Raw genomic sequence first — 19554 nt, 5'->3', positions numbered from 1 at the left:
TTCCCTAATCGGGGATTACCAGCTTGCTTTTTTGACACCCGGAATTTGACCTTTATGGGCAAGTTCACGGAAACAAATACGGCAAAGTTTAAATTTACGCAATACAGAATGAGGACGTCCACAACGTTCACAGCGAGTGTATTCTTGCACTTTAAACTTTTGCGTGCGCTTTTGTTTCGCAATCATAGATTTTTTAGCCATAATTTTCCCTCCTTCATTTAGCTCTATCGCTTATTTTTGGAAAGGCATGCCAAGTTGACCTAAAAGTTCACGAGCTTCTTCGTCTGTATTAGAAGTTGTTACGATAACAATATCCATACCACGTACTTTGCTCACTTGGTCATAATTAATTTCTGGGAAAATCAATTGTTCTTTTACACCTAACGTATAATTTCCACGACCATCAAATGCTTTTTTAGATATTCCACGGAAGTCACGAACACGTGGTAATGATACATCAACAAGCTTTTGAAGGAATTCGTACATACGCTCTCCGCGAAGGGTTACTTTTGCCCCGATAGGCATTCCCTCACGTAAACGGAATCCTGCAATTGATTTTTTTGCTTTAGTTACCATTGGTCGTTGACCTGAAATCAATGCTAACTCCTCAACAGCGCTGTCTAGAGCTTTTGTATTTTGTACAGCATCACCAACACCCATGTTAATGACGATTTTATCTACTTTTGGTACTTGCATTACTGAATCATAGTTGAATTTTTCAACCAATGATGGAACGATCTCGCTTTGATACTTTTGCTTCAGTTCGTTCATCGAGTAGCCCTCCTTTCGTCGCTAATTTATTTATCTAACGCTTCACCGGATTTTTTAGCGATACGAACTTTCTTTCCGTCACGTACTTCAAATCCAACACGAGTTGGTTCGCCGGATTTTGGATCTATCGGCATTACATTAGAAACATGTATTGATGCTTCTCGGTTAAGAATTCCACCTTGTGGATTATCTTGTGATGGTTTAGCGTGTTTTTTAATTATGTTGATTCCTTCAACTAGAACACGTTCTTTCTTTGGATAAGCTTCAAGGATTTCACCTTGCTTGCCTTTATCCTTACCAGAGATTACCTGAATTTTATCACCTTTTTTTACATGCATGCTTGACGCACCTCCTTAACAAGGCATTTCGATAAGAGCTTTTATAGTACTTCTGGAGCTAGAGACACGATTTTCATGAACTTTGCATCACGTAATTCGCGAGCAACTGGTCCGAAAATACGAGTACCTCTTGGACTTTTATCATCTCGTACAATTACTGCTGCGTTTTCATCGAATCGAATATATGAACCATCTTTACGACGAACACCGCTCTTAGTGCGAACGATAACAGCTCTAACAACTTCACCTTTTTTGACAACGCCACCAGGTGTTGCTTGTTTCACTGTACAGACGATCACATCGCCAATATTAGCCGTTTTACGACCAGACCCGCCTAGTACTTTAATAGTAAGTACTTCACGCGCACCTGAGTTATCTGCTACTTTTAAACGAGTTTCTTGTTGAATCATACCGCTGTAACCTCCCTTCGGAATCATTCCGAGCGAACTTTATTAAATAATTACCGCTTCTTCCACAACTTCTAACAAACGAAAACGCTTGGTAGCTGACAATGGACGAGTTTCCATTATGCGTACTACATCACCAGTTTTTGCTTGGTTATTTTCATCATGGGTTTTAAACTTCTTAGAATATTTAACACGTTTTCCATAAAGCTTATGGAACTTGTAAGTTTCAACTAATACAGTAATGGTCTTATCCATTTTATCTGATACTACACGACCAGTATAAACCTTACGATTGTTACGTTCACTCATTTGAGGTTAACCTCCTCTCGGTTATCAGTTATTTACGCTTAGCTCTCTTTCACGAACAACAGTTTTCATTCGTGCAATCGATTTACGCACTTCACGAAGACGTGCTGTGTTCTCAAGTTGGCCAGTTGCTAACTGGAAACGCAAGTTGAAAAGTTCTTCTTTTAAAGATTTAACTTTTTGTTCAATTTCGGCAGTGGTTAGTTCTCTGATTTCATTAGCCTTCATTGATTTCACCACCAATTTCTTCGCGTTTTACAAATTTAGTTTTGATCGGTAGTTTGTGAGAAGCAAGACGTAGTGCCTCACGAGCTACTTCTTCAGAAACACCTGCAATTTCAAACATAATTTTTCCTGGCTTAACTACTGCAACCCATCCTTCAGGAGCACCTTTACCGGAACCCATTCGAACTTCTAGAGGTTTAGCAGTATATGGTTTGTCTGGGAAAATCTTAATCCAAACTTTACCGCCACGTTTCATATAACGAGTCATTGCAATACGAGCAGCCTCAATTTGACGGCTTGTAATCCAAGAAGCTTCTACAGCTTGTAGTCCGTATTCACCAAAAGCAACTGTTGTTCCACCTTTTGCTTTTCCGTTCATTTTACCACGATGTTGTCTACGATATTTTACGCGTTTAGGCATTAACATAATGCTTGCCCCCTTCCTTACTTTTTATTTTTAGTTGGAAGGACTTCACCACGATAAATCCACACTTTAATACCAAGCTTACCGTACGTAGTATCTGCTTCAGCAGTTCCGTAGTCGATATCTGCACGTAGTGTGTGTAGTGGTACAGTTCCTTCACTGTAATGTTCCGCACGAGCAATGTCAGCCCCGCCAAGACGTCCTGAAACTTGAGTACGAATACCTTTTGCTCCAGCGCGCATAGCACGTTGAATTGTTTGTTTTTGTGCGCGACGGAATGAAATACGACTTTCTAATTGACGAGCGATATTTTCTGCAACCAATTTCGCATCGATGTCAGCTTTTTTCACTTCAACAATGTTAATGTGAACTCTTTTTCCTGTTAACGCGTTTAGTGATTTACGTAGCGCTTCAACTTCAGAACCACCTTTACCAATCACCATACCCGGTTTAGCAGTAGAAATAGAGATATTCACTCGGTTTGCTGCACGTTCAATTTCAATTTTTGAAAGAGCTGCATCTTTAAGACGTTGCTCAATGTATTCACGAATTTTAATATCTTCATGCAATAAGTCTGCATAGTCTTTGCCAGCGTACCATTTTGATTCCCAATCACGGATAACGCCGACACGAAGTCCTATCGGATTAATTTTTTGACCCACAGATTATCCCTCCTTCTTTTCTGAAACAACCACGGTAATGTGGCTAGTTCTTTTATTGATTTGGCTAGCACGTCCCATAGCACGTGGACGGAAACGTTTCAATGTCGCGCCTTCGTCTACAAATACTTCAGATACGTACAGATTATCTGGACTCATTTCATAGTTATGCTCTGCATTTGCAACAGCAGAGTTTAATACTTTTTCGACAACTGGCGATGCGCCGCGTTGTGTGTGCTTTAATATAGAAACTGCTTCTCCAACATTTTTTCCTCGAATTAAATCTACTACCAAACGAACTTTACGAGGAGCAATACGAACAGATTTTGCAACAGCTTTAGCTTGCATCAAGAGTGCCTCCTCTCATTTAGCGTTTTGTTTTTCTGTCATCGCCCGAGTGTCCCCTAAACGTGCGGGATGGCGCGAATTCACCTAATTTATGTCCAACCATATCTTCAGTTACAAAAACCGGTACGTGTTTACGTCCGTCATATACTGCGATGGTATGCCCAACAAAATTAGGGAATATAGTAGAACGACGTGACCAAGTTTTTACTACCTGTTTTTTATCATCTTCGTTCAGTTTTTCAACTTTCTTCAACAAATGGTCATCTGCGAAAGGTCCTTTTTTTAAACTACGACCCATACATAAGCCTCCCTTCGCGATTGGCAGACGGGTGTTTCTTCCCGCCTTACAATCCCGTTATTTTTTGCGTTTACGTACAATAAACTTATCTGTTGTTTTATTACGTTTACGTGTTTTGTAACCAAGTGTAGGTTTACCCCATGGTGACATTGGTGATTTACGTCCGATTGGCGCACGTCCTTCACCACCACCGTGTGGGTGATCATTAGGGTTCATAACAGAACCACGTACTGTCGGGCGTTTACCTTTCCAACGAGAACGTCCTGCTTTACCAACATTAATAAGTTCATGCTCTAGATTTCCTACTTGACCAATTGTAGCGCGACATGTACCAAGTACTAATCGCACTTCTCCAGATGTCAAACGTACAAGAACGTATTTATCTTCACGACCAAGGATTTGTGCTTGCGAACCAGCTGAACGTGCTAGCTGACCTCCGCGTCCTGGCTTTAACTCTACGCTGTGTACGATTGTACCTACCGGAATACTCGCAAGTGGAAGTGCGTTACCTACTTTAATATCAGCATTTTCACCTGATATAATTTCCATTCCTACTTGTAATCCTTTAGGTGCTAGAATATAACGTTTCTCACCATCTACATAATTAATTAATGCAATGTTGGCTGTGCGGTTTGGATCGTATTCGATTGTAGCAACGCGTCCTGGTATACCATCTTTTTCACGCTTAAAATCAATAATACGATACTGACGCTTATGACCGCCACCTTGATGACGAACCGTTAATTTACCCTGGTTATTACGACCGCCACGCTTGTGCAATGGACTTAATAGGGATTTTTCTGGTTGATCAGTAGTGATTTCAGCGAAATCAGATACCGACATACCACGTCTACCGTTTGTGGTTGGTTTATACTTCTTAATCGCCATCTTAATTTCCCTCCTTCACAATTATTTTTTTGTTATACACTCTCAAAGAATTCTAGTTCTTTACTGTCTTCAGACAATTTAACTATTGCTTTTTTACGGTCTGGACGGAAACCGCCATGACGACCCATGCGTTTGAATTTACCTTTTAGGTTCATTGTGTTTACTTGCTCAACTTTAACACCAAAGATCAATTCAATAGCATCTTTAATTTCAGTTCTGTTAGCTTTTGTACTCACTTCAAACGTATATTTCTTTTCAGCCATAAGGTCTGAAGAATGTTCAGTGATGATTGGGCGCTTAATAATATCACGTGGATCTTTCATTATGCAAGCACCTCCCCTGCTTTTTCAGCTGCTTCTTTTGTCAAGATCAGCTTGTCATGCGTAAGCAAGTCTAGTACATTCACTTCACTTACAGTTAAAACTTTTACATTTTGAAGGTTGTTAGCAGAACGTTCTACAGCTTCATCTCTATCAGCTGTAACGATTAATGCTTTTTCCTCAACTTTTAATGCAGCAAGAAGTTTAATTACTTCTTTCGTTTTCGGAGCATCTATTACAAGACCTTCTAGTACTACCAAACTATCTTCTTTCACTTTAGATGATAGTGCCGATTTAAGCGCTAATCTATGAACTTTTTTAGGAAGTTTGTAGCTATAGCTGCGTGGTGTAGGACCGAATACAGTTCCACCGCCAACCCATTGTGGTGCACGAATCGTACCTTGACGCGCACGTCCTGTTCCTTTTTGACGCCACGGTTTACGACCACCACCGCGTACATCTGAACGGTTTTTAACAGAATGCGTACCTTGACGTAGTGAAGCGCGTTGCATTACAACAGCATCATGCAATACGTGTTCGTTAGGTTCAATTCCGAAAACAGCATCATTTAATTCTAAATCGCCGACTTGCGATCCGCTTTGATTATATAGTGCTACTTTAGGCATGACATATCCTCCCTTCAACTTATAATTAGTTAGCCTTTATTGCACTCGTAATTTTAACGAATGATTTTCTTGGACCAGGTACATTACCTTTTACTAGTAGAAGGTTACGTTCAACATCTACTTTTACAACTTCAAGGTTTTGGATAGTTACTTGCTCTCCACCCATTTGTCCTGGAAGGTTTTTACCTTTAAATACGCGCATTGGATCAATTACACCCATTGAACCTGGTCTTCTATGGTAACGAGAACCGTGACTCATTGGTCCGCGTGATTGATTATGACGCTTGATAGAGCCTTGGAAACCTTTACCCTTCGAGATACCAGTTACATCAATTGCATCTCCTGCTTGAAAAATCTCAACACTAATCTCTTGACCTAATTGATAATCATCAAGATTTGCGTTACGGATTTCACGAATGTAGCGCTTAGGGACAGTGTTTGCTTTTTCAGCATGACCTTTTGCTGGCTTATTAGTACGAGATTCTTTTGTATCAGCAAATCCCATCTGAATAGCTTCATAACCATCGTTTTCTATCGTCTTCTTTTGAAGAATAACGTTCGGTTCTGCTTGAATTACAGTTACCGGTGTTAATTCTCCGTTCTCAGTAAAAACCTGAGTCATGCCGATCTTGCGGCCTAAGATTCCTTTCGTCATCCGTCACACCTCCTATTTTCAATAATTTCTATTATAGTTTAATTTCAATATCCACACCTGACGGTAAGTCAAGTCTCATTAACGAGTCAACCGTTTGTGGTGTAGGACTAATGATATCGATAAGACGTTTGTGAGTGCGCATTTCAAATTGCTCACGTGAATCTTTGTATTTGTGTACCGCACGCAATACAGTGTAGATTGATTTTTCTGTAGGCAATGGTATTGGTCCAGAAACACTAGCACCTGAACGCTTAGCAGTATCTACAATTTTCTCAGCAGACTGATCTAATATACGGTGATCGTACGCTTTTAATCGAATTCTAATCTTCTCTTTTGCCATAATTTTCCCTCCTTTTCGTCCATTTTATAACAGACTTTCTCCGCGAAAATTCCTCGATACCCCGCCATGGCAAAGGGGCCGGGTGTACCAACAACCTTCCGCATCATCGTCTTTTATGACCAACATTACTAATTATAAAGAATAATTGTCGGCATTGCAACCAGTAATTAAAAATAAATTAATTACGAGCACTTCAAGTATTATACAGGACGAATATCCCATAAGCAAGTAATCAATGAAAATAGTATAAGTAAAATACTGGATGCCCATTATCAATGGCTTTTTTAACTCTGTCTTAATGTTTTTACTGATTATTATTGTTCTAATTCATAGTTAAACGAGAAGCAAAAAAATAAACAGGCAGCGAATTCACGCTGCCTATTTACGATGTTTCTATTAAAGTAAATTATTCTTGGATTGAAGCAACAACGCCGGCGCCAACTGTACGGCCACCTTCACGAATTGAGAACTTAGTTCCATCTTCAATTGCGATTGGAGAAATAAGATCAACAGACATTTCAACGTTGTCACCAGGCATAACCATTTCTACGCCTTCAGGCAAATTAACTACACCAGTTACATCCGTAGTACGGAAGTAGAACTGTGGACGGTAGTTACCGAAAAATGGAGTGTGACGTCCACCCTCTTCTTTAGAAAGAACATAAACTTCAGCTTTAAACTTAGTGTGTGGAGTAATTGTACCCGGCTTAGCTAGTACCTGTCCACGGTTGATATCTTCACGAGCTACACCACGTAGTAGTGCGCCGATGTTATCACCAGCTTCAGCATAGTCAAGAAGTTTACGGAACATTTCAACACCTGTTACAACTGTTTTCTTAGGTGCTTCAGTGAAACCAATGATGTCGATTTCGTCTCCGACTTTCACTATTCCACGCTCAACACGTCCAGTAGCAACTGTTCCACGACCAGTGATAGAGAAAACATCCTCAACTGGCATCATGAACGGCTTTTCAGTGTCACGATCTGGTCTAGGAATATACTCATCAACAGCATCCATTAGTTCATAGATAGCATTTACATATTGCTCTTCGCCTTCAAGTGCTTTAAGAGCAGATCCTTTGATAACTGGTACGTCATCTCCAGGGAAATCGTAATCAGAAAGAAGGTCACGAACTTCCATTTCTACTAATTCTAAAAGCTCTTCATCGTCTACCATGTCACATTTGTTAAGGAATACCACGATTGCAGGTACACCAACTTGACGAGATAGTAAGATGTGCTCACGAGTTTGTGGCATTGGGCCATCTGCAGCAGATACTACTAGGATAGCTCCGTCCATTTGTGCAGCACCAGTGATCATGTTTTTAACATAGTCAGCGTGACCTGGACAGTCAACGTGTGCATAGTGACGGTTTTCTGTTTCATACTCTACGTGTGCAGTAGAAATTGTGATTCCACGCTCGCGCTCTTCTGGAGCACCATCGATTTGGTCATAAGCCATTGCAGTACCTGAACCTGAACGGTTAAAAAGTACAGTAGTGATTGCAGCTGTTAATGTTGTTTTACCATGGTCAACGTGTCCAATTGTACCGATATTTACGTGGTCTTTAGAACGATCAAATTTTGCTTTACCCATGTATAGTTCCTCCTTTAAATAAATAAAAGTGTTTTTTTATATTAAATGTACCTTCAGCCTAGAAATAAACTGTTGTTATTTCTAAGCTTACAATACAATTTATACTTGATGAATGTCAAAAAATCAATTATCCACCAGCATTTTTCTTAATGATTTCTTCTGTAATGCTCTTCGGAGTTTCCTCATAATGATCAAAGTGCATTGTATATGTTCCACGTCCTTGTGTGTTAGAACGTAGAGCAGTAGCATATCCAAACATTTCAGCAAGTGGTACAAAAGCTTTAACAACCTGTGCAGTTCCACGTGCTTCCATACCTTCTACACGACCACGACGAGATGTAACGTCGCCCATGATATCCCCCATATATTCTTCAGGGATAACAACTTCGACTCTCATTAATGGCTCAAGTAGAGCTGGATCACACTTGTTTTTAGCTGCTTTAAGTGCCATAGAAGCGGCAACTTTAAATGCCATCTCGTTAGAGTCGACATCGTGATAACTTCCATCAATTAGTGTTGCTTTTAAATCAATTAGTGGATATCCGGCAATTACACCATTTCCCATAGCTTCTTTAACACCAGCTTCTACAGAAGAAATGTACTCACGCGGAACGGATCCACCAACAGTTTTGTTTACAAACTCAAAACCAGCACCTTCTTCGTTTGGTTCAAAAGTGATCCAAACGTGACCGTATTGTCCACGACCACCTGATTGACGAACGAATTTACCTTCTACATTTGCAGAAGAACGGAAAGTTTCGCGGTAAGATACTTGAGGAGCACCTACGTTTGCTTCCACTTTAAATTCGCGTCTCATACGATCAACGATAATGTCTAGGTGAAGCTCACCCATACCAGCGATGATTGTTTGACCAGTTTCAGGATTTGTTTCAGTTTTAAATGTTGGATCTTCTTCTGCTAATTTACCTAAAGCAATAGACATTTTATCTTGGTCTGCTTTTGATTTAGGTTCAATGGCAACAGAAATAACAGGATCTGGGAATACCATAGATTCAAGGATAACTAGTTCCTTCTCATCACATAAAGTGTCCCCTGTACTTGTGTCTTTCAATCCAACAGCACCAGCGATATCACCAGCATAAACTGCGTCAATTTCTTGACGAGAATTCGCGTGCATTTGCAGGATACGACCTACACGTTCACGCTTATCTTTCGTTGAGTTCTTAACATACGATCCTGATTTTAAAGTACCAGAGTAAACACGGAAGAATGTTAATTTACCAACAAACGGATCAGTAGCAACTTTAAATGCTAAAGCAGAGAAAGGAGCGCTGTCGTCCGCTTTACGAACTACTTTTTCTTCAGTTCCTGGAATAATACCTTCAATAGCAGTTACATCTACTGGGGATGGTAAGTAATCAATAACTCCATCAATTAGTAGTTGAACTCCTTTGTTTTTGAAAGCAGATCCACAAAAGACAGGATAGAATTCCACGCTTAAAGTCGCTTGTCGTACAGCAGCTTTAAGTTCTTCGTTAGAAATTTCTTCTCCTTCTAGGTATCTCATCATCAAATCTTCGTCAAGTTCAGCGACTGCTTCTATTAATTTAGCACGGTACTCAGCAGCTTGTTCTTTGTATTCATCTGGAATAGGACGGGCTTCCGCACGTGTACCTAAATCATCAAGATAGTAGAATGCTTCCATTGCTATTAAATCAATAATACCTTCGAAATCATCTTCAGCACCGATTGGCAGCTGAACTGGATGCGCATTTGCACCTAGACGATCTTCTAAAGTTCCAACGGAGTAGATGAAGTCTGCTCCTATTTTATCCATTTTGTTAACAAACACGATACGAGGTACTCCATAAGTAGTAGCTTGGCGCCAAACAGTTTCTGTTTGTGGCTCCACACCTGACTGAGCGTCAAGTAGTGCTACTGAACCATCAAGTACACGCAAAGAACGTTCAACCTCTACGGTGAAGTCCACGTGTCCGGGTGTATCAATAATATTGATACGGTGACCATTCCATTGAGCAGTAGTCGCAGCAGAGGTAATTGTAATACCACGCTCTTGTTCCTGCTCCATCCAGTCCATTTGAGAAGCACCTTCGTGTGTTTCTCCAATTTTATGGATACGTCCTGTGTAGAAAAGAATACGCTCGGTCGCTGTAGTTTTACCAGCATCAATGTGAGCCATTATACCGATATTACGAGTCTTTTCCAAGGAGAACTCTCTAGGCATGAATATTTCTCCTTCCTAATATGAAAATTGATTTGTTATTACCAACGATAATGAGCAAACGCTTTGTTAGCTTCTGCCATTTTGTGCATATCTTCTCTTTTCTTAACTGCTGCACCTGTATTATTTGAAGCATCTACGATTTCATTCGCTAGACGCTCTTCCATTGTTTTCTCTCCGCGTAGACGTGAATAGTTAACAATGTAACGAAGTCCTAGTGCTTGACGACGCTCTGGGCGTACTTCAACTGGTACTTGGTAGTTTGAACCACCAACACGACGAGCACGTACTTCTAATACTGGCATTACGTTTTTCATTGCTTGTTCGAATACTTCCATGGAATCTTGACCACTACGTTCTTGAACAAGTTCAAAAGCTCTGTAAAGTATTTTTTGTGCTTTCCCTCTCTGTCCATCAACCATAATTTGGTTGATTAAGCGAGTTACAAGCTTTGATTTGTGTAACGGATCTGGCAAGACATCACGTTTTACTACTGGGCCTTTACGTGGCATATGTCCCCCTCCTTTCACTTCTATAATTGATAATTGTCAGTATGACTGACTTATTTTTTAGGTCTCTTCGTTCCGTATTTCGAACGTCCTTGAGAACGTCCTTCAACACCAGCTGTATCAAGTGCACCACGAACGATATGGTAACGAACACCAGGTAAATCTTTCACTCGTCCACCACGGATTAATACAACACTGTGTTCTTGTAGGTTGTGGCCAATTCCAGGGATGTACGCTGTAACCTCGATTCCATTAGTTAAGCGAACACGAGCATATTTACGTAAAGCTGAGTTCGGCTTCTTCGGAGTCAAAGTACCAACACGAGTACATACACCTCTTTTTTGAGGTGAAGATTGGTTTGTCAACTTTTTCTTGAAACTATTGTAGCCTTTGTTTAAAGCTGGAGAGTCAGTTTTCTTACCTTTACTTACACGACCCTTACGTACCAATTGATTAATTGTAGGCATGTTTTTTCCTCCTTTCAATCTTAATAATGTAATACCACATATCCAGGTGGTTCATAACTAAGCAAAAAACAAAGCCTTCGCGAAATTATTCTCGCCAAAACTTTATTGCTTTATCGCCACCGTCGCTGTACCTACATCTATTCCACATGCATTACCGAGTTTCTTCATCGATTCCACTCTTACGCACGGGATTTTTAGTTCTTTTGCAAGACGCGACACTTTACTGGTTATTTGCTGATCAGCATCTTCAGCAATAATAACTTCACTAACTTCGCCATTTTTCATAGCTTTTACAGTCTGTTTGGTTCCAATAATTAAACCATTCTTTACCTGTGCTACTTTTTCATAAGACATTTTGAACATATCCTCCAAAGCAACAAGGATAAACAGAAGCACCTTGAATATATTATCATTCTATATTTTCAATGTCAACTCAATTTACTCATTTAAAATGATTTTTTTATTCAAGTAATGCTTCTTTTATTACACCTTGTTTTATTAGTATCAGGTGAATCTTAGTGCGTTATTTCTTCTGTTAAATGCTCTTCAGTTACTTCTTCAACTACTTCTTCTGTTTCTGCAGTTATTTTGCGATATCTCTGCATTCCTGTACCCGCTGGAACTAGTTTACCTATTATTACATTTTCTTTAAGTCCTAGTAACTCATCACGTTTCCCTTTAATTGCAGCATCAGTTAAGACACGAGTTGTCTCTTGGAAAGATGCAGCTGATAAGAAGGAATCCGTTTCAAGTGATGCTTTTGTGATACCAAGTAGTACGGGTCTACCAACTGCAGGTTGGTTCCCATTTTTAAGTACCTTTTTATTTGCGTCTCTGAATTGATGAATTTCTAACAACGAGCCTGGTAATACATCTGTATCTCCAGCATCGGCAACGCGTACTTTACGAAGCATTTGGCGAACCATAACCTCGACGTGTTTGTCTCCGATTTCTACCCCTTGCATACGGTATACTTTCTGTACTTCTTTTAGCAAGTATTCCTGAACACCTTCAACGCCTCGAATTTTAAGTAGTTCCTTAGGATCAATCGAACCTTCTGTTAGTTCCTGACCTGCAAATACTGAATCCCCAATATTCACTTTAATCCGAGCGCCATAAGAGGCAGTATAAGTGCGGCTCTCTACATCACCCTGGATAACAACTTCTTGTTTGTCTTTAATATCATTAATGTCTTGGACTGTTCCATGAATTTCAGAAATAGTAGCCTGACCTTTAGGATTCCGCGCTTCAAAAATCTCTTGAATACGAGGTAAACCTTGTGTGATATCACTACCAGCAACCCCGCCAGTGTGGAAAGTACGCATAGTAAGCTGTGTTCCTGGTTCACCGATAGACTGAGCCGCGATTATACCTACCGCTTCACCAACTTCTACCTCTTCACCAGTTGCTAGGTTACGACCATAACATTTCTTACATGCACCATGGTTAGTGTTACAAGTGAATACCGAACGGATGATTACTTCTTTAATCTCAGCATCAATAATCTGCTTAGCTATATCTTCTGTGATTACCTCATCCTTGTTAATCATAATTTCATCAGATTCAGGATGACGCACCAATTGGAAAGCTGTTCTGCCGATTAGTCGATCAATTAATGGTTCAATCAATTCGGTGCCTTCTTTAATTGATTTAACTGTTAGCCCTCTATCTGTGCCACAATCATCTTCACGAATAATAACATCCTGCGCAACATCAACTAGACGACGAGTTAAGTAACCTGAGTCAGCTGTCTTAAGTGCAGTATCGGCAAGACCTTTACGCGCACCGTGTGTTGAAATAAAGTACTCTAGTACTGTTAAACCTTCACGGAAACTTGATTTGATTGGCAATTCTATTATACGACCAGCAGGGTTAGCCATCAATCCACGCATACCTGCAAGCTGAGTGAAGTTAGATGCATTACCACGAGCACCTGAATCACTCATCATAAAGATAGGGTTTCTAGGGTTCAATGTTTTCATCAATTTCTCTTGAATAACATCCTTAGCTTGGGACCAAATAGAAATTACTCGATCGTACCGCTCTTCCTCCGTTATTAAACCACGGCGGAATTGCTTTAATACTCTATCTACTTTTATTTGTGATTCTTCTAGTATTTCTTGTTTGTCTGCAAGTACTACAATGTCAGAAACACCAACTGTGATACCAGCTTTTGTAGAGTACTTGAACCCTAATTCCTTCATTCTATCTAGCATTTTAGATGTTTCGCTTATTTTGAAGCGCTTGAACACTTCTGCAATAATGTCACCTAAAATACCTTTTTTAAATGGCGAAATAATTTCTCGCCCTGCGATTATTTCTTTAATATTCGCTCCCTTTTCAACGAAGTACTGTTCAGGTGTGCGAATTTCAAGATTTTCTTGTGTTGGTTCATTCATATAAGGGAATGAACTCGGCAGCATATTATTAAACACTAGTTTTCCAACAGTAGTAATTAACAATTGGTTTTTCTGCTCATCACTAAATGTCTCTTTACCTAATGAAGATGCTTGAACACCAACTCTAGTGTGTAGATGCACATAACCACTTTGATAAGCAATTATCGCTTCATTAAGATCCTTAAAGACCATACCCTCACCAACAGCACCTTCACGTTCCATTGTCACATAATAGTTACCTAGTACCATATCCTGTGATGGTGTAACAACTGGCTTACCGTCTTTAGGGTTTAAGATATTCTGAGCTGCTAGCATTAATATCCGCGCCTCTGCCTGCGCTTCAGCAGATAATGGTACGTGTACAGCCATTTGGTCACCGTCAAAGTCAGCGTTATATGCTGTACATACTAACGGATGTAAACGAATTGCGCGTCCTTCAACCAAAGTAGGTTCAAACGCTTGAATTCCCAAACGGTGTAACGTAGGAGCACGATTCAGTAGAACCGGATGTTCTCTAATTACTTCTTCTAATACATCCCAAACTTCTGGATGTAGACGTTCAATTTTGCGTTTTGCAGATTTAATATTGTGAGCAAGACCTTTTTCCACTAGCTCTTTCATAATAAACGGTTTGAATAATTCGACAGCCATCTCTTTCGGCAGACCACACTGATACATTTTTAAATGCGGGCCCACTACGATTACAGAACGACCAGAATAGTCAACACGTTTACCAAGTAAGTTTTGACGGAAACGACCTTGCTTTCCTTTAAGCATATGAGATAGTGACTTAAGTGGACGATTACCAGGTCCAGTCACAGGACGCCCGCGGCGACCATTATCTATTAATGCATCTACAGCTTCCTGAAGCATACGTTTTTCATTCTGAACAATGATGCTTGGAGCGCCAAGATCAAGTAAACGTTTCAATCGGTTGTTACGGTTAATAACTCGACGATATAAATCATTTAAATCAGATGTAGCAAATCGACCACCGTCCAACTGAACCATCGGTCTTAGTTCAGGCGGGATAATAGGCAAGACATCCAAAACCATCCACGAAGGTGCATTACCAGAATTACGGAATGCTTCTAATACTTCTAAACGTTTGATTGCTCTTGTTCTACGTTGCCCTTGGGCAGTTTTTAATTCTTCTCTTAATTGATCTACCTCTTTTTCAAGGTCAATATCTTGCAATAACTTTCTGATTGCTTCAGCTCCCATTTGTGCTTGGAAGGACTGCCCATACTTATCACGATAAGCACGGTATTCTTTTTCAGAAAGCAATTGCTTTTTCTCTAGCGCCGTATCACCTGAGTCCGTCACTATATATGCAGCAAAATAGATGACTTCCTCAAGCGCTCTAGGAGACATATCTAGCACTAGTCCCATACGACTTGGAATACCTTTAAAGTACCAAATGTGAGAAACTGGGGCAGCTAATTCAATGTGCCCCATACGCTCACGGCGAACCTTTGATTTCGTAACTTCTACACCACATCGGTCACAAACGACACCCTTATAACGGACACGCTTATATTTTCCACAATGACATTCCCAGTCTTTTTGTGGACCGAATATTCTTTCACAAAACAACCCATCTTTTTCAGGCTTGAGTGTACGATAATTAATAGTTTCTGGTTTTTTTACCTCACCAAATGACCATGACCTAATTTTATCTGGAGAAGCTAAACCAATTTTCATAAATTCAAAATTATTTACATCTAACAAGGGGCCTACCTCCCTTTTTAGTATCCAGGTTTTACCCTAAGCCTAGAGCACTTGTAACATCGATTTTATCGTTCTTCAACTTCTAAGTTGAATTTATCCGCCGACTGATTTTCATCTTCTTCAATATCGCGAAGTTCAATTTCTTGTTCATCAGCTGATAGCATCTTAACATCCATACCAAGACTCTGTAATTCTTTAATTAGAACTTTAAAGGATTCAGGGATTCCAGGTTCTGGAACATTATCACCTTTTACAATTGCTTCGTACGTTTTAACACGACCAACAACATCATCAGACTTAACAGTAAGAATTTCTTGAAGTGTGTATGCAGCACCGTATGCTTCAAGCGCCCATACCTCCATCTCACCGAAACGCTGACCACCAAATTGTGCTTTACCACCTAATGGTTGTTGAGTTACAAGAGAATACGGTCCAGTTGAACGTGCATGTAGCTTGTCATCTACCATGTGCGCCAACTTAATCATATACATAACCCCAACAGATACACGGTTATCAAACGGTTCACCCGATCGACCATCATAAAGCACTGTCTTCGCATCTCTGGCCATACCTGCTTCTTCTAACGTTTCCAGAACATCTTCTTCACGAGCTCCGTCAAATACAGGAGAAGCTACATGGATACCTAGTTGTCTCGCTGCCATACCTAGGTGTAATTCCAACACCTGTCCGATATTCATACGAGATGGTACTCCAAGTGGGTTAAGCATGATATCTATTGGTGTTCCATCTGGCAAGTACGGCATATCTTCCTCGGGTAATATCTTAGATATAACACCTTTGTTACCATGACGCCCAGCCATTTTGTCGCCTTCAGATATCTTACGTTTCTGAACAATATAAGCACGAACCAACTGATTTACACCAGGTGGGAGTTCATCCCCATCTTCACGATTAAAGATCTTAACATCTAAAACAATTCCGCCCGCACCATGTGGTACTCGTAGGGAAGTGTCTCTTACTTCTCTTGCTTTCTCACCAAAGATTGCATGTAGAAGGCGTTCTTCAGCAGATAACTCCGTAACACCTTTAGGCGTAACTTTACCTACTAGTAAATCACCATCACTAACTTCAGCCCCGACACGGATGATCCCACGTTCATCAAGGTTTCGAAGTGCATCTTCTCCAACGTTTGGAATATCCCTAGTGATTTCTTCAGGTCCTAATTTTGTATCACGCGCTTCTGACTCATACTCTTCAATGTGGATAGAAGTGTAGACATCATCTTTTACTAATCGCTCGCTCATGATAATTGCATCCTCGTAGTTATAACCTTCCCAAGTCATAAAACCTACAAGAACGTTTTGTCCTAAAGCCAATTCACCGTCTTCCATAGAAGGTCCATCTGCAAGTATCTCACCTTTAACAACATGGTCACCAACACTTACGATCGGTCGTTGGTTGTAACACGTCCCTTGATTAGAACGGATGAACTTTTGCAGGCGATATCGATCTAAATCACCCTTCACTTGATTACCATCCACTTCAGAAACAAGTCGAACATGTACTTCTTTAGCTTCGACGCGTTCAACAATACCATCAGCTGTACAAATAACAGCTGCACCTGAATCTTTACCAGATACATACTCCATCCCAGTACCGACAATAGGAGATCTTGGTTGCAATAACGGCACCGCTTGACGTTGCATGTTTGCACCCATTAGCGCACGGTTGGAGTCATCATTTTCTAAGAAAGGTATACACGCAGTTGCAGCGGATACCACTTGTTTCGGAGATACATCCATGTAATCAAGACGTTCTCTGTTTACGATAGTGTTTTCCCCTCTAAAACGAGCAATTACTTCATCATCAATAAATGCACCATTCTCGTCTAGTCTTGCATTTGCTTGAGCAACTACATAATTGTCTTCCTCATCTGCAGTAAGGTAATCCATTTGATTAGTCACTTTACCTGATTCTGGATCAACTCTACGATATGGTGTCTCGATGAAACCAAATTTGTTAACTTTTGCATAAGAAGACAACGAGTTAATTAAACCAATATTTGGTCCCTCCGGCGTCTCTATCGGACACATTCGTCCATAGTGAGAGTAGTGTACGTCACGAACTTCAAATCCTGCTCGTTCCCTAGTCAGTCCACCAGGTCCAAGTGCAGATAAACGACGCTTATGCGTTAGCTCTGCCAATGGATTTGTTTGATCCATAAATTGAGATAATTGAGAGCTTCCGAAAAACTCTTTGATAGAAGCAATTACGGGACGAATATTGATTAACTGTTGAGGTGTAATAGATGACGTATCTTGAATTGACATACGCTCACGTACAACACGTTCCATTCTTGATAAACCAATACGGAATTGGTTTTGCAGCAATTCACCTACTGAACGTAACCTTCTGTTTCCAAGGTGATCAATATCATCTGTGTCGCCGACTTGATGCAAGATATTAAAGAAATAATTAATGGCTGATAGGATATCTGCTGGAGCAATATTTTTAACACTCTTATCAACACCTGCATTGCCTATAACATTAAGAGTTCTTTCCCCTTCAGGGTCTGTGGGATCCATAATCTTAATTGATTGGACCTTGATTGGGTCTTTTAACACACCCTCGTGGGCTTCTAAGATTTGTTCACCAAACTTATCTTCTTCAGCATCTAAGTAAGGCATAATTTTGTCTAATAATCTACGATCTAGCTTATCGCCTTTGTTTGCAACAACTTCACCAGTTTCTTGGTCAACTAATGGCTCTGCAAGCACTTGGTTAAACAAGCGGTTTTTTATATGAAGCTTCTTATTCATTTTATATCGACCTACATGAGCTAGGTCATATCGCTTAGGATCAAAAAAACGTGAAACAAGTAGACTTTTAGCATTTTCTACAGTTGGTGGTTCACCAGGACGTAGACGCTCATAAATCTCTAGCAATGCCTTTTCGCTTGTTTCAGTATTGTCTTTTTCAAGCGTATTCTTTAAATATTCGTTGTCACCTATTAAATCAATAATTTCTTGATCGTTCCCAAACCCAAGTGCTCTTAACAGCACCGTAATCGGTAATTTACGGGTGCGATCGATACGAACGTGAACAACATCTTTTGCATCCGTTTCGAATTCAAGCCATGCACCACGATTCGGTATCACCGTAGCACCATAACCTCTTTTTCCGTTTTTATCGATTTTTTTGTGGAAATAAACACTTGGTGAACGCACAAGCTGAGAAACAATTACTCGCTCCGCACCATTAATAACAAAGGTACCTGTGTCAGTCATTAATGGGAAGTCACCCATGAATACTTCTTGCTCTTTCACTTCACCCGTCTCATTATTTAATAGACGGACTTTTACGCGAAGAGGAGCGTTGTAAGTTACATCTCTTTCTTTCGATTCATCTACAGGGTACTTCGGCTCTCCTAGACTGTAATCTACAAACTCTAGGGAGAGATTCCCTGTGAAATCCTCGATTGGAGAAATATCCTGAAACATTTCTCTCAAACCCTCTTCTAAAAACCATTCATAGGAAGCGGTTTGAATCTCGATTAAATTCGGTAATTCTAGTACTTCACTGATACGTGCATAGCTTCTGCGCTGGCGGTGTCGTCCATATTGAACTAGTTGACCTGTCAACTGATTCACCCCTCAAATCAAGAATAAAAGATAATAGAAGAAACTTATTTTTTTCGCAACCCTTTATGCAAATCGCAAAAAAATAGTTTCAATTGCACTATCAAACAACTCAATAAATGAGTTATGATAGTAAAAACAATAGCCTCATCATTTAAATTTAAATGATGTTACCATCCTACCAAACCATACCTTCCAAAAAAAATACATCAATCTACAATTATTGACTTTCCTTTCGGAAAAGGTATAATTTAATAGTGCGAAAAAAGTGTTCGGTAAACATGCCGAACAAACTTGCGAACATAAACTTTCTATTCACAAGCTTTTTTATAATTGGCATTCGCTCTAAGCGAATGTTTCAAATATTATACTTCCTACCTGAGCAGGATCTTCTAAGTAATCGCAAAGATGTCTTATGATATAACCACTATACAATTAATTATA

22 protein-coding genes are annotated in these 19554 nt (G+C 40.0%); all 22 read right to left on the bottom strand.

The genetic code is table 11. The annotated features are described in order from the left end of the window. Nucleotides 1–15 precede the first annotated feature (15 nt). Nucleotides 16–201 carry a type Z 30S ribosomal protein S14 gene (locus tag GH741_RS19535; RefSeq protein ID WP_153738450.1) on the bottom strand — a complete coding sequence of 62 codons (186 nt, stop codon included), beginning with the start codon at nt 199–201 and terminating at the stop codon, nt 16–18. A gap of 30 nt (nt 202–231) precedes the next feature. Continuing rightward, nucleotides 232–771 (bottom strand): 50S ribosomal protein L5, encoded by a 540-nt coding sequence (gene rplE / locus GH741_RS19530; protein ID WP_153738449.1) that lies wholly within the window; start codon nt 769–771, stop codon nt 232–234. 26 nt (nt 772–797) lie between these two features. Next, nucleotides 798–1109 (bottom strand): 50S ribosomal protein L24, encoded by a 312-nt coding sequence (rplX, locus tag GH741_RS19525; protein WP_153738448.1) that lies wholly within the window; start codon nt 1107–1109, stop codon nt 798–800. Nucleotides 1110–1150: 41 nt separating this feature from the next. Continuing rightward, entirely contained in the window at nt 1151–1519 is a 369-nt protein-coding gene (gene rplN, locus GH741_RS19520; RefSeq protein ID WP_153738447.1) for a 50S ribosomal protein L14, read from the bottom strand. Nucleotides 1520–1561: 42 nt separating this feature from the next. Further along, the gene (gene rpsQ, locus GH741_RS19515; protein ID WP_153738446.1) at nt 1562–1825 is read right to left on the bottom strand and encodes a 30S ribosomal protein S17; all 264 of its coding nucleotides are present in this window, start codon (nt 1823–1825) and stop codon (nt 1562–1564) included. A gap of 24 nt (nt 1826–1849) precedes the next feature. Then, nucleotides 1850–2050, bottom strand: coding sequence for a 50S ribosomal protein L29 (rpmC, locus tag GH741_RS19510; RefSeq protein WP_017473656.1), 201 nt, complete (start codon nt 2048–2050; stop codon nt 1850–1852). Beyond that, nucleotides 2040–2474 (bottom strand): 50S ribosomal protein L16, encoded by a 435-nt coding sequence (rplP, locus tag GH741_RS19505; protein ID WP_153738445.1) that lies wholly within the window; start codon nt 2472–2474, stop codon nt 2040–2042. The genes rpmC and rplP overlap by 11 nt, the downstream gene beginning before the upstream one ends. 17 nt (nt 2475–2491) lie before the next feature. Next, nucleotides 2492–3133: a 30S ribosomal protein S3 gene (gene rpsC, locus GH741_RS19500; RefSeq protein WP_338079577.1), complete on the bottom strand. Its 642-nt coding sequence runs from the start codon at nt 3131–3133 to the stop codon at nt 2492–2494. Nucleotides 3134–3136: 3 nt separating this feature from the next. Next, on the bottom strand, nt 3137–3478 hold the full coding sequence (rplV, locus tag GH741_RS19495; protein WP_153738444.1) for a 50S ribosomal protein L22: 342 nt from the start codon (nt 3476–3478) through the stop codon (nt 3137–3139). Between the two features lie 19 nt (nt 3479–3497). After that, complete coding sequence (rpsS, locus tag GH741_RS19490; protein WP_153738443.1) at nt 3498–3776, bottom strand: 30S ribosomal protein S19; 279 nt, start codon at nt 3774–3776, stop codon at nt 3498–3500. A gap of 57 nt (nt 3777–3833) precedes the next feature. Continuing rightward, the gene (gene rplB, locus GH741_RS19485; protein ID WP_153738442.1) at nt 3834–4664 is read right to left on the bottom strand and encodes a 50S ribosomal protein L2; all 831 of its coding nucleotides are present in this window, start codon (nt 4662–4664) and stop codon (nt 3834–3836) included. A gap of 32 nt (nt 4665–4696) precedes the next feature. Beyond that, complete coding sequence (gene rplW / locus GH741_RS19480; protein WP_153738441.1) at nt 4697–4987, bottom strand: 50S ribosomal protein L23; 291 nt, start codon at nt 4985–4987, stop codon at nt 4697–4699. Next, complete coding sequence (gene rplD, locus GH741_RS19475; protein ID WP_153738440.1) at nt 4987–5610, bottom strand: 50S ribosomal protein L4; 624 nt, start codon at nt 5608–5610, stop codon at nt 4987–4989. Before rplD ends, rplW begins: the two co-directional genes overlap by 1 nt. A gap of 25 nt (nt 5611–5635) precedes the next feature. Continuing rightward, nucleotides 5636–6265, bottom strand: a complete 630-nt coding sequence (gene rplC, locus GH741_RS19470) for a 50S ribosomal protein L3 (RefSeq protein WP_153738439.1) — start codon at nt 6263–6265, stop codon at nt 5636–5638. 31 nt (nt 6266–6296) lie between these two features. After that, a complete protein-coding gene (gene rpsJ / locus GH741_RS19465; RefSeq protein ID WP_153738438.1) occupies nt 6297–6605 on the bottom strand; it encodes a 30S ribosomal protein S10 in 309 nt (102 codons plus the stop codon). Between the two features lie 406 nt (nt 6606–7011). Then, nucleotides 7012–8202 (bottom strand): elongation factor Tu, encoded by a 1191-nt coding sequence (tuf, locus tag GH741_RS19460; RefSeq protein ID WP_153738437.1) that lies wholly within the window; start codon nt 8200–8202, stop codon nt 7012–7014. 127 nt (nt 8203–8329) lie between these two features. Further along, nucleotides 8330–10408, bottom strand: coding sequence for an elongation factor G (gene fusA / locus GH741_RS19455; protein WP_153738436.1), 2079 nt, complete (start codon nt 10406–10408; stop codon nt 8330–8332). 38 nt (nt 10409–10446) lie between these two features. Further along, nucleotides 10447–10917, bottom strand: a complete 471-nt coding sequence (rpsG, locus tag GH741_RS19450) for a 30S ribosomal protein S7 (RefSeq protein WP_153738435.1) — start codon at nt 10915–10917, stop codon at nt 10447–10449. A 50-nt stretch (nt 10918–10967) separates the two neighbouring features. Beyond that, nucleotides 10968–11381: a 30S ribosomal protein S12 gene (gene rpsL, locus GH741_RS19445; protein ID WP_153738434.1), complete on the bottom strand. Its 414-nt coding sequence runs from the start codon at nt 11379–11381 to the stop codon at nt 10968–10970. 102 nt (nt 11382–11483) lie between these two features. Continuing rightward, nucleotides 11484–11735 carry a 50S ribosomal protein L7ae-like protein gene (locus GH741_RS19440; RefSeq protein ID WP_153738433.1) on the bottom strand — a complete coding sequence of 84 codons (252 nt, stop codon included), beginning with the start codon at nt 11733–11735 and terminating at the stop codon, nt 11484–11486. A gap of 161 nt (nt 11736–11896) precedes the next feature. Next, nucleotides 11897–15511, bottom strand: a complete 3615-nt coding sequence (gene rpoC, locus GH741_RS19435) for a DNA-directed RNA polymerase subunit beta' (RefSeq protein WP_153738432.1) — start codon at nt 15509–15511, stop codon at nt 11897–11899. 65 nt (nt 15512–15576) lie between these two features. Beyond that, entirely contained in the window at nt 15577–19113 is a 3537-nt protein-coding gene (rpoB, locus tag GH741_RS19430; RefSeq protein ID WP_153738431.1) for a DNA-directed RNA polymerase subunit beta, read from the bottom strand. Nucleotides 19114–19554: the final 441 nt, after the last annotated feature.

The sequence above is a fragment of the Aquibacillus halophilus genome, from assembly GCF_009649745.1.
Taxonomy (GTDB): Bacteria; Bacillota; Bacilli; order Bacillales; family Amphibacillaceae; genus Aquibacillus; species Aquibacillus halophilus.
This window is presented reverse-complemented; position numbering and strand designations above follow the sequence as displayed.

Bases quoted from the DNA above. Each gene is read 5' to 3' on its own strand.
- rplV (WP_153738444.1), bottom strand. From the start codon at position 3,478: ATGCAAGCTAAAGCTGTTGCAAAATCTGTTCGTATTGCTCCTCGTAAA.
- rpsJ (WP_153738438.1), bottom strand. From the start codon at position 6,605: ATGGCAAAAGAGAAGATTAGAATTCGATTAAAAGCGTACGATCACCGT.
- rpsL (WP_153738434.1), bottom strand. From the start codon at position 11,381: ATGCCTACAATTAATCAATTGGTACGTAAGGGTCGTGTAAGTAAAGGT.
- GH741_RS19440 (WP_153738433.1), bottom strand. From the start codon at position 11,735: ATGTCTTATGAAAAAGTAGCACAGGTAAAGAATGGTTTAATTATTGGA.
- rplD (WP_153738440.1), bottom strand. From the start codon at position 5,610: ATGCCTAAAGTAGCACTATATAATCAAAGCGGATCGCAAGTCGGCGAT.
- rplP (WP_153738445.1), bottom strand. From the start codon at position 2,474: ATGTTAATGCCTAAACGCGTAAAATATCGTAGACAACATCGTGGTAAA.
- tuf (WP_153738437.1), bottom strand. From the start codon at position 8,202: ATGGGTAAAGCAAAATTTGATCGTTCTAAAGACCACGTAAATATCGGT.
- fusA (WP_153738436.1), bottom strand. From the start codon at position 10,408: ATGCCTAGAGAGTTCTCCTTGGAAAAGACTCGTAATATCGGTATAATG.
- rpsS (WP_153738443.1), bottom strand. From the start codon at position 3,776: ATGGGTCGTAGTTTAAAAAAAGGACCTTTCGCAGATGACCATTTGTTG.
- rplN (WP_153738447.1), bottom strand. From the start codon at position 1,519: ATGATTCAACAAGAAACTCGTTTAAAAGTAGCAGATAACTCAGGTGCG.
- rplC (WP_153738439.1), bottom strand. From the start codon at position 6,265: ATGACGAAAGGAATCTTAGGCCGCAAGATCGGCATGACTCAGGTTTTT.
- rplB (WP_153738442.1), bottom strand. From the start codon at position 4,664: ATGGCGATTAAGAAGTATAAACCAACCACAAACGGTAGACGTGGTATG.
- GH741_RS19535 (WP_153738450.1), bottom strand. From the start codon at position 201: ATGGCTAAAAAATCTATGATTGCGAAACAAAAGCGCACGCAAAAGTTT.
- rplW (WP_153738441.1), bottom strand. From the start codon at position 4,987: ATGAAAGATCCACGTGATATTATTAAGCGCCCAATCATCACTGAACAT.
- rpsG (WP_153738435.1), bottom strand. From the start codon at position 10,917: ATGCCACGTAAAGGCCCAGTAGTAAAACGTGATGTCTTGCCAGATCCG.
- rplE (WP_153738449.1), bottom strand. From the start codon at position 771: ATGAACGAACTGAAGCAAAAGTATCAAAGCGAGATCGTTCCATCATTG.
- rpsQ (WP_153738446.1), bottom strand. From the start codon at position 1,825: ATGAGTGAACGTAACAATCGTAAGGTTTATACTGGTCGTGTAGTATCA.
- rplX (WP_153738448.1), bottom strand. From the start codon at position 1,109: ATGCATGTAAAAAAAGGTGATAAAATTCAGGTAATCTCTGGTAAGGAT.
- rpmC (WP_017473656.1), bottom strand. From the start codon at position 2,050: ATGAAGGCTAATGAAATCAGAGAACTAACCACTGCCGAAATTGAACAA.